The organism is uncultured Sphingomonas sp., assembly GCF_946477935.1.
Taxonomy (GTDB): domain Bacteria; phylum Pseudomonadota; class Alphaproteobacteria; order Sphingomonadales; family Sphingomonadaceae; genus Sphingomonas.
Window position 1 is genome coordinate 1 of sequence record NZ_CAMLAC010000136.1, and the last position, 9,698, is coordinate 9,698.

Below are 9,698 nucleotides of genomic sequence, written 5' to 3' on the forward strand. Positions count from 1 at the left end.
CCTCCTCCGCGACGGCGCCGCCGTCACCCAACTCGCCAACTATCTGTGCAACACGGGTTTCGGCCCCAGCCACCTGACCGTCCTCGAAGCCCTGGGCGGTCCGCGCGAACGTATCCGCACGCTCCACGCCGACGACGCGATCCCCGCGGACATCGCCCACCCCGTCGCCATCGGCCTCGCAGTGGCGGGGGGCGGCGCGGTGCTGTCCCACGCGGCGGGCCGCGCGAACGACTGGTTCGCGCATGACGGCCAGATCACCAAGCGCCCCGTCCGCGCGCTCACCCTGTCCGCGCTTGCTCCCCGGCCCGGCGAACTGCTGTGGGACATCGGCTCCGGCTCCGGATCGATCGCGATCGAATGGCTGCTCGCGCATCCGGCCACCGCGGCGGTCGGGGTGGAGGCGGATGCCACCCGTGCCGGGCGCGCCCGCACCAACGCCGCCGCGCTGGGTGCAGACCGGCTGCGCATCGTCCATGGCCGCGCGCCGGACGCGCTCGCCGGGCTGCCCGACCCGCAGGCGGTGTTCATCGGCGGTGGCCTATCCGATACGCTGCTGAGCCATCTCTGGGGCCGCCTCGTCCCCGGCACTCGCCTCGTCGCCAACGCCGTGACCCTCGAATCGGAGGCGTTGCTCGCCCATCACCACACCGCGCATGGCGGCACGCTGCTGCGCATCGACCTCGCCGAAGCAGCCCCGATCGGCCGTCGCCGCGGCTGGCGTGCCAGCTATCCGATCGTCCAGTGGAGTGTCGTGCGGTGATCGTCGCCGGCTTCGGTGCCCGCGCATCGGCGACCACCACGGCACTTCACGCCGCACTGCGCCTCGCCGTGCAGGGTTGCCAGCCGATCGCAGCGCTCGCCGCGCCAGATGATCGTGCGGCGCTGCTCACCGAACTGGCGGATCTGCTGAATGTGCCGATCATCGCGCTTCATCCGCAGGCGCTGTCGGAGATCGTCACGCCGACCCGTTCCTCCGTCAGCCTGCATCACCGCGGCACCGGCAGCGTGGCGGAGGCATGCGCGCTCGCCGCCGCCGGCCCCGGCGCACGGCTTCTTGCAACGCGGCACATCGCGCCGGACCGCACCGCGACCTGCGCCATCGCTCAAGGATTTCTCTCATGACCGTTCACTTCATCGGCGCCGGCCCAGGCGCGCCCGATCTGCTCACCCTGCGCGGCCGCGACCGGATCGCCGGTTCTCCCGTCTGCCTCTACGCCGGTTCGCTGGTGCCCGCCGCGCTGCTCGACCATTGCCCACCGGGCGCGCGCATCGTGAACACCGCGCCCATGACGCTCGATGCGATCATCGACGAGATTGCGGCCGCGCATGCCGCCGGCCAGGACGTCGCCCGCCTCCATTCCGGCGACCTGTCGATCTGGTCCGCGATGGGCGAACAGCTTCGCCGCCTCCGCGCCTTGTCGATCCCCTACACCATCACCCCCGGCGTCCCGGCCTTCGCCGCCGCCGCCGCCGCCTTGGAAGCCGAACTGACGCTCCCCGGCCTCGCCCAGTCCGTCGTCCTCACCCGAACCCCCGGCCGCGCCACCACCATGCCCCCCGCCGAATCGCTTGCAAACTTCGCCGCGACCGGGGCGACCCTGGCAATTCACCTGTCGATTCATAACCTTGGCTTAGTGGTGGCGGACCTTATGCCGGGGTTTGGGGGGGAATGTCCGGTGGCGGTGGTTTGGCGGGCGAGTTGGCCGGAGGAGCGTATCGTGCGGGCGACGCTCGGGACGATCGAGGAGGCGGCGGCGGACGGGCCGGAGCGGACGGCGCTGATCCTGGTCGGACCGGTGCTGGGCGATGCCAGCTTTGGAGAAAGTCGCCTTTATGCAGAGGGTTACGACCGCCGTTTTCGCCCCGCCGGCGCCAGTGCATGACCACGCCCGGCCTGTTGATCGCGGCTCCCGCATCGGGCACCGGCAAGACCACGGTGACGCTCGGCCTGCTGCGCGCCTTCACCGATGCGGGATTGGTCGTGCAACCGTTCAAGAGCGGTCCGGACTATATCGACCCCGCTTTTCATCACGCCGCGTGCGGTCGCGCCTCCTTCAATCTGGATGGCTGGACGATGCCGGGCACCCTGCTCGATGCGCTGGGCGACAAGGCCGCTGACGCGGACCTGAGCATCGTCGAAGGATCGATGGGCCTGTTCGACGGCGTGGCAAAGCCCGGCGCCAGCGGTACCGGCGCCAGTGCGGAGATCGCGCACCGGATGGGGTATCCGGTCATCCTCGTCATCGACGTATCGGGACAGGCGCAGTCGGCGGCGGCCACCGCACTCGGGTTCGCACGCTTCGATCCCGGCCTGCCGTTCGCCGGAGTCATCCTGAACCGTGTCGCCAGCCCGCGTCACGAACGCCTGGTGCGTGCCGGCATGGAGGCCGCCGGCATCCGCGTACTGGGCGCGCTGCCGCGGCGCGGCGACCTGGTGCTGCCCGAGCGGCATCTGGGCCTGGTCCAGGCCGCCGAGCATCCCGCCCTCGATGCGCTGATCGCCGATTATGCCACGTTCCTGACCGCGCATGTCGACCTGTCCGCGATCCGCGACGCCGCACGCGCCGCGCCGCGCGCGCCCGCCACCACCACCATCGCCGACTGGGCGCCGCCCGCGCAGCGCATCGCGCTGGCGCAGGATGCCGCCTTCTCGTTCACCTACCCCCATCTGCTCGACGCCTGGAGGATGGCCGGCGCGCAGATCCTGCCCTTTTCCCCGCTTGCCGACGAGGCGCCCGATCCATTGGCCGATCTCGTCTGGTTGCCGGGCGGCTATCCCGAACTGCATGCCGGCCGCCTTGCCGCCGCGGATCGCTTTCGCAGCATGCTGGCCGAACACGCCCGAACCCGGCCGATCCATGGCGAGTGCGGCGGCTATATGGCGCTCGGCGAAGCGTTGATCGATGCCGACGGCACCCGGCACCGCATGGCCGGGCTTCTCGGCCTGGTCACCAGCTACGAAAAGCGCCGGATGCACCTGGGCTATCGCGAGGCGACGCTGAACGCCCCCATGGCCGGGCTGCCCGCCGGCCGCCGCCTCGCGGGTCACGAGTTCCATTATTCGACCGTTATCGCCCAGCCCGATGCCCCGTTGGCGCACGTCATCGATGCGACCGGCGCGGCGGTGATCGAAACCGGGTCGCACCGCGGCACCGTGACCGGCACCTTCTTCCACATGGTCGCCGCCCGATGAACGACCGCAGGACGATAGACCTTGCGCTGATCGGCATCGGCACCGGCAATCCCGATCACCTGACCCGCGCCGCAGAGGCCGCGATGCGCGCCGCCGACCTGATCCTGCTGCCGCGCAAGGGCGCCGCCAAATCCGATCTGATCGACCTGCGCCGGGCGATCTGCGCCGACGTGCTGGCCGACACCCGCCGGGTCGTGGAATTCGACCTGCCATCGCGCGACGTTGAGGGCGATTATCTGGATGCGGTCGATCGCTGGCACGACGCGATCGCGGCGATATGGGCGCGGGAGATCGCCATCCATCTGCCGGAGGGTGGGCGCCTCGCGCTGCTGGTATGGGGTGACCCCTCGCTGTACGACAGCACGATCCGCATCGCCCGGCGACTGGAAGCCGGCATTCGCCTGTCGGTCATTCCCGGCATCACCAGCCTTCAGGCACTGACCGCCGCCCATGCCATGCCGCTGAACGCACTGGCCGCGCCCGTCCTGGTCACCACCGGCCGCCGCCTGCGGGGTGATGGCTGGCCACCCGGTGTCGATACGCTGGCGGTGATGCTGGACGGCCATTGCGCCTTTGCCGATCTGCCGCCGCGCGGCGTGCATATCTGGTGGGGTGCCTATCTCGGTATGCCGCAGCAGGCGATCGATGCCGGGCCGCTGGCCGATGTCGCGGCGCGCATCGTCACCACCCGCGCCGCACTGCGCGCCGAGCATGGCTGGATCATGGACACCTATCTGCTGCGCCGGGGAGAGGACGCCCGGTGACGCCGCCGCAATTCGATGCCGCGTTCATCGCGCAGTTCGAGCAACTGCTCGCCTGGCGCCGCGACGTCCGCCACTTCCGCACCGATCCCATCCCGGAGCCGTTGTGGCAGGCGCTGCTCGCCACCGTCGCACTTGCCCCCTCGGTGGGCAACGCGCAGCCCTGGCGCCTCGTCCGCATCCGCACCCCGGCGCTGCGTGCCCGGCTGGCGGCCCATGTCGATGCGTGCAACGCGGACGCCGCACGCAAACAGGCCGACCCCGCCCGTTACCGTGCATTGAAGCTCCACGGCCTGCACGAAGCGCCCGAAGCGCTCGCCGTGTTCAATGACGAAAGCCCTGCCGCCGGCCATGGCCTCGGCATCGCGACCATGCCCGAAATGCTGCGCTATTCCTGCGTCATGGCGATCCATACGCTATGGCTTGCCGCCCGCGCACAAGGGCTTGGGCTCGGCTGGGTCTCGATCCTCGATCCCCAGCCCGTCACCGCGATGCTGGACGTGCCGCCCGACTGGACACTGATCGCCCTGCTCTGCCTGGGTTATCCGCAGAATCCGTCCGACATGCCCGAACTGGAACGTCGCGGCTGGCAGGCGCGCGAACCGCTCGCCGACCGCCTGTTCGAACGCTGAACTTCCCGAAGGATCCTCCATGCAGTTGAAGCCCGCCGCCCCCGGCCCCTCGCTCGTCGTCTGCGATACCTGCCGCTTCTCCACCGACGCACGCGAAGACGAGCAAGGGCGGCGCGGCGGCGCCCGTCTCGCGGCGGCGTTGCGCGCGGTGCAGGCGAGCGACCCGCGCTACGCCGCCGTCGCGGTGGAGACGATGCCATGCCTGTTCGCCTGCACCGAACATTGCACCGTCCAACTGCGCGCGCCCGCCAAGGTCGGCTATGTCCTCGGCCGCTTCACGCCCGATGCGGATGCGGCGCGCGCGCTGCTCGACTATGCGGTCGCCTATGCGCAGAGCGAACATGGCCGCGTCCCCTTCAAGGCGTGGCCGGAAGGAGTGAAGGGGCATTTCATCGTCCGCATCCCGCCGGAGGGGATGCTGGTCGAGTAGCTATTGCCCTTCAATCTCGCGCCCGACGGGATACAGCAGATGGCGGTCATCGGCATAGGGCGAACGCTCGACGAACCAGGCCAGCCGGGCCGCACCGTCGGCGGCAAAGGCCGGATCATGGCGCAGCCGGTCCTCGAATGCCGCCCTGAGCGCGGGATCGCGCGCCAGCATCGCCTCCGCCATCGGCGCACTGGCATAGCGTTCCATGCCGTCGTTCCTTTGCAGCATCTCCGGAAAGAAGCCCCAGGCGAGCAGTGAATCGACCGCCTCCGGCTCCAGCAGCGCGGCCGCGAGCAGTCCGCGCGGCTGGTCATAGGGCACGCGCACCGACCCTGCGCGCCATAGCCCGGCTTCCGGCGCATGGTGGAAACCGCCGGCGGACAACATCACCCGTCCATCGGTGACCGGGCCCAGTTTGGCATCGCTCACGCGCACCCGGTCCAGTGTCATCTCGCGCGGCGCGGCGATCCGCTCATACCGGATACCATGCAGGTCCAGCCGGGCGATCGCGGCGGTGGCGCTCGCCGGCAACCACCATGCGCGCGGCAGCGTCACCCGTGCCACCGCGTCCTGCCCGATCACCGGCACGCGGGTTTCCTGCGTCCGGGCGAGATAGCGGAGTTCCTCCTCCCCCGATGCGGGTGAGCGATAGCGTTCCGCCGCCATGGCGGTGAACGGCACCTGCGCGATCGGGGTGGTGCGGCGTTCCCATTTCACGGTCAGCGTATCCGGCCGGGCGGCACGATCCCTGGCGATCGCGGCCCGCAGTGCGGGCAAATCGCGGGCAACCTGACGCAGCGCCCCTTCCATCATCGCATAGGCGCCCAGCACACGCTGCCGATAGGGCTTCAGGCAGTGCATCTCGACCAGCACCGTGGGGATGCGCGCATAATCGCCATAGCCGGTGGAATAGCGCGGGCCTTCCGCCGCAAAGCGCAGCCCCCTGGACAGGTCGCGCTCGTCGATCGCGCTGGGATAGAAGTGCGGATGGTGGCCCATCCGGCGCACGAACGGATCGACACCAGCCTGGAACGACCCGTTCAGCCATGCCGTGATCGCAGGCGACTGGGTATAGGTGCCCCAACCGGCAAAGGTATAGGTCACGTCGTAGCCGTGATCGAACCCGTCCGACACATGCATGTCGATATACAGGACCGGGTCCAGCCGCCGCAGCAGCGCCAGCATTGCTTGCGTCTCGGGCGCATCGGCCTTCGCGTAATCACGGTTCAGATTGATCCCCTGCGGCGTCGAACGCTCGCCGGGATTGTTCGGCCCGCGCTGGTTGGGGCGATTGTACGGGCTTGTCCGTTCATGCCCGTCGGCATTGTAGATCGGCACGAACACCAGGTCGACACGGTCGAGCAGGTCCGCCTTGTCGCGCAGCGCGATGTCGCGGAGCAACATCAGTCCGGCATCCTTGCCGTCGATCTCGCCGGAATGGATGCCCGCCTGGATCAGCACCACCGGCTTGGCCGCCGTGCCACGGTGCGCGCGCACCGCATAGAGTTCGCGCCCTTCCGAGGTCCGGCCGAACACCTCGCGCGTCAGCAGCGGCGAGGTCGCGACCAGGCGGTCGATCCACGCATGGGTCTGAGCATAGGAGGGCGTGGTGGCGAAGCCGCTCGCCTCGGCCGGCGTGATCCACGGATCGCCTGGCTTCGCGATCAGCGCTTCGCTTGCCCCCGACCAGGGCATGGCGGGCGGCAGGACGTCGTGGGGCGGCGCGGATTCCTGCGCGGCCCGGATCGGGCTGGCGATCGCGTTCGGCTGGGTCACGGCCAGCGACAATAGCAGCGGATACAAGGGCGACACGTATACTCCATGAGAGGGTCAAAGCCTGGGCGGGCTGGCATATCGCGGCGCTCCCGCCGTTTTCATCTTGCACCGCAACACCGTCCCAGTATGAGACGGTGTATCATAACGCAAGCCGTAATGACGGTGCACGGGGATACGCATGACGATGACGACGATGAAGCGGACGCCGATGGGCGGGGGAACGCGCTTGCTTGCGATGGCCGCGGTCCTTTTCGCGGCACCTGCGCTGCCGGCGGCCGCGCAGCAGGCCGAGGCGGCGGACGACGATCACGCGCATGCACACGACCATGACAATGTCGACGATATCGTCGTACTGGGCCGCCGGCGCATCGACCGGGTCAACGGCTCTGACATCGTCACCGAGCGTATGTCACAGGCCAGCATCGCGCTGGATCGCAGCATTCTGGACGATTACGGGGTGCGCCGCCTGGCCGACGCGCTGGAGCTGGTCAGCGGCATTTCGCAGCAGAACAATCTGGGCGGCCTGCGTGACAATTACGCGATCCGCGGCTTTCTGGGCACGCCGGACACCGGTGCGGAATATTTCGTCGACGGCTTTCTGGCCAATCGTGGCTTCGGCCCCCCGCGCGATCCCGCCAATGTCGAGCGGATCGAGGTGCTGAAAGGTCCGGTCGGGGCCGTGTTCGGCACGGTCGATCCGGCCGGCATCGTCAATGTCGTGACCAAGAAGCCGCAATTCCGCACCGGCGCCGGTGCCACGTTGAGCGGCGGTTCTTTCGGCACGTGGCGGGTGGAAGCCGATGTGGAATCGCTCCTCGATCCCCGCTTCTCGATCCGCCTGGTGGGCACGATCGAGAATAGCGACGGCTTTCGCGATCATGTCGATCTGCGCCGTCGCCTGTTCGCGCCTTCGGCAAGCTGGCGGCCGATGGACGGCACGACACTCACCTATCAGGGTGAATATATCGAATTCCGCTCCCCCTTCGACCGCGGCATCCCCGCAATCGGCAACGATACGGAGGCGGTGTCACGCCGTCGCTTCCTGGGCGAGCCGGCGGACGGCCGCGTATCCTCGACCAACTGGCGCCATGAGGTGACGCTGGAGCAGGATCTGGGCGGGAGCTGGACGATGGTGGGCGGTGCGGCGTACCGCGATGCCGCGATCCGGGGCTTCTCGACCGAGACCGCGTCGCTGCCGGTGAACGGGGTCGTCCGGCGCCAGCGCCGCTACCGCGACTGGAACCTGACCGACTGGTCGGGACGGGCGGAATTACGTGGTACCGTCGACCTGGCCGGCCTGCACCGGCCCAGCATCGGCGTGACGCTCTACGATCTTGATTTCGACACCTATCAGGAACGCTTCCGCCCCACTGCCGCCAACCCTTACCCGATCGACGTGTTCAACCCGGTCTATGGCGGTACGGCGGGGCCGCTCGTCCCCTTCACCGTCACTGCCGAACGGCGCAAGTCGGTCGCCGCCTATGCGCAGGACATGTGGGAGGTCACTGACAGCTTCAGCGTCGTCGGCGGCCTGCGCTATGAGGATCTGGACCAGACGATTGACAACAAGATCACACGCCGCGTCAGCCGGCTGAAGCGCCAGCCGCTGGAATTCCGCGGCGGTGTGCGCTTCCGCCCCGATCCCCGCTTCGCTTTCCACGCCAATTGGGGCGAAGGCTTCCGCGCCAACTCCAGCGTCGATCGCAACGGCCTGCCCTTTGCACCCGAAACCGGTCGCGGGTGGGAGGTCGGTGCCAAGGTCGTGCTGCCGTCCCTCCGTGCCGCGGCGAGCTGGTTCCACGTCTCCAAGCGGAACGTGCTGGTCACCGATCTGGCGGAGCCGAACTTCCTGACCACCGGGCGCATCCGTTCGCAGGGCGTGGAGCTGGACGGCGAGATCGATCTGGCGCGCGGGGTCCGGCTGATCGGCAATTACGCCTTCACCGATGCCAGGGCTCGCGATCCGAACATCCCCAGCTCCGACGTGCTGAACGTGCCCCGCCATGCCGGCACGCTGCAACTGTTCGCCACGGTGCCGATGGGCGCGCAGCACATCGATCTTGCGGCCGGCGCCAGCTATGTCGGCCCCCGCGCCGCCGCGCTGGACGGCAGCGACCTGCGCCTGGACGGCTATGTGAAGGCGAAGGCCAGCATCGGCTACGCCCTGACCGATCAGGTCACCGCGCGTGTCGAGATGGATAATATCCTGAACCAGACCTACGCCCAGAGCAGCTACAGCGCGCAGTGGATCTATCCCGGCGCCCCTCGTTCAGTAATGGCGTCGCTATCGGTACGCTACTGAGGGGTGGGCTGTGGCGTTGCTGTCAGTCCAACGCGAACCGCTCCCACATGATGCACGGCGGTCGTTGAAGGCTGCGTCCTAGCCGACAAGCATCTGCCACTCCGCCAGTGCGGCGGAGCGTCGTGCCCGATAGGTTTGCCAGTCGGTGAGGTGGCGCTCCAGATTGAAGTGGTTGTGGATATTGGCGTGGACCGAGGCGAACTTCCATAGCGTCTTCATCTGCCGGAACGGCAGGTGGCTGTTCTCCACCCGGTTGTTCGCCCAGCGGCCGACCTCCTGCCGGTCGTGGCAGCCCGGTTTGTCCAGGGCAGTGCCGTGGCTGCGCAGGCCATCAGTGGTGATCGCATCAGGCAAGCCGTGGCGCTTGAGCGCCTTCTTCATGAAGGCAAGCGCCACTGTCTTGTCACGCGTTCTGATGACGTAGCTCTCCAGCACCTCACCCTCTTGATCGACAGCCGCCACAGGTAGACCATCTGACCATTCAGCTTCACGTACATTTCGTCCAAGTGCCAGCACCAGTGGCGGAAGCCCCGCATGCGGTTCCCCCGCTGGCGGCGGATGTCGCTGGCAAACAGCGGACCGAACCTGTTCCACCACAGCCGCA

Annotated in this window: 10 protein-coding genes; 8 read left to right on the top strand and 2 right to left on the bottom strand. The window is 68.5% G+C overall.

Translation table 11 applies throughout. The annotated features are described in order from the left end of the window. From cbiT to Q0U08_RS13615, 7 genes are all read left to right on the top strand, one after another. On the top strand, nucleotides 1-760 hold a 760-nt coding region (gene cbiT / locus Q0U08_RS13585; protein ID WP_298091924.1), incomplete at its 5' end, for a precorrin-6Y C5,15-methyltransferase (decarboxylating) subunit CbiT. Further along, nucleotides 757-1,122 (top strand): cobalamin biosynthesis protein, encoded by a 366-nt coding sequence (locus Q0U08_RS13590; protein ID WP_298091925.1) that lies wholly within the window; start codon nucleotides 757-759, stop codon nucleotides 1,120-1,122. The genes cbiT and Q0U08_RS13590, both read left to right, overlap by 4 nt. Continuing rightward, nucleotides 1,119-1,883, top strand: a complete 765-nt coding sequence (cobM, locus tag Q0U08_RS13595; RefSeq protein WP_298091926.1) for a precorrin-4 C(11)-methyltransferase — start codon at nucleotides 1,119-1,121, stop codon at nucleotides 1,881-1,883. Before Q0U08_RS13590 ends, cobM begins: the two co-directional genes overlap by 4 nt. Further along, nucleotides 1,880-3,193: a cobyrinate a,c-diamide synthase gene (locus Q0U08_RS13600; protein WP_298091927.1), complete on the top strand. Its 1,314-nt coding sequence runs from the start codon at nucleotides 1,880-1,882 to the stop codon at nucleotides 3,191-3,193. Before cobM ends, Q0U08_RS13600 begins: the two co-directional genes overlap by 4 nt. Then, nucleotides 3,190-3,957 (top strand): precorrin-6A synthase (deacetylating), encoded by a 768-nt coding sequence (gene cobF / locus Q0U08_RS13605; RefSeq protein WP_298091928.1) that lies wholly within the window; start codon nucleotides 3,190-3,192, stop codon nucleotides 3,955-3,957. Before Q0U08_RS13600 ends, cobF begins: the two co-directional genes overlap by 4 nt. Continuing rightward, nucleotides 3,954-4,586: a 5,6-dimethylbenzimidazole synthase gene (bluB, locus tag Q0U08_RS13610; protein WP_298091929.1), complete on the top strand. Its 633-nt coding sequence runs from the start codon at nucleotides 3,954-3,956 to the stop codon at nucleotides 4,584-4,586. Before cobF ends, bluB begins: the two co-directional genes overlap by 4 nt. A gap of 19 nt (nucleotides 4,587-4,605) precedes the next feature. Beyond that, nucleotides 4,606-5,016, top strand: coding sequence for a DUF1636 domain-containing protein (locus Q0U08_RS13615; RefSeq protein WP_298091930.1), 411 nt, complete (start codon nucleotides 4,606-4,608; stop codon nucleotides 5,014-5,016). Here the strand turns inward: Q0U08_RS13615 and Q0U08_RS13620 are convergent, their stop codons facing one another. Then, nucleotides 5,017-6,828, bottom strand: a complete 1,812-nt coding sequence (locus tag Q0U08_RS13620; RefSeq protein WP_298091931.1) for a M14 family metallopeptidase — start codon at nucleotides 6,826-6,828, stop codon at nucleotides 5,017-5,019. Between the two features lie 142 nt (nucleotides 6,829-6,970). Here Q0U08_RS13620 and Q0U08_RS13625 point away from each other — a divergent pair, with 142 nt between their 5' ends. Continuing rightward, nucleotides 6,971-9,094, top strand: coding sequence for a TonB-dependent siderophore receptor (locus tag Q0U08_RS13625; protein WP_298091932.1), 2,124 nt, complete (start codon nucleotides 6,971-6,973; stop codon nucleotides 9,092-9,094). Between the two features lie 78 nt (nucleotides 9,095-9,172). On the opposite strand, the gene Q0U08_RS13630 is transcribed toward Q0U08_RS13625, so the two are convergent. Beyond that, on the bottom strand, nucleotides 9,173-9,698 hold a 526-nt coding region (locus tag Q0U08_RS13630), incomplete at its 5' end, for a DDE-type integrase/transposase/recombinase (protein WP_298091933.1).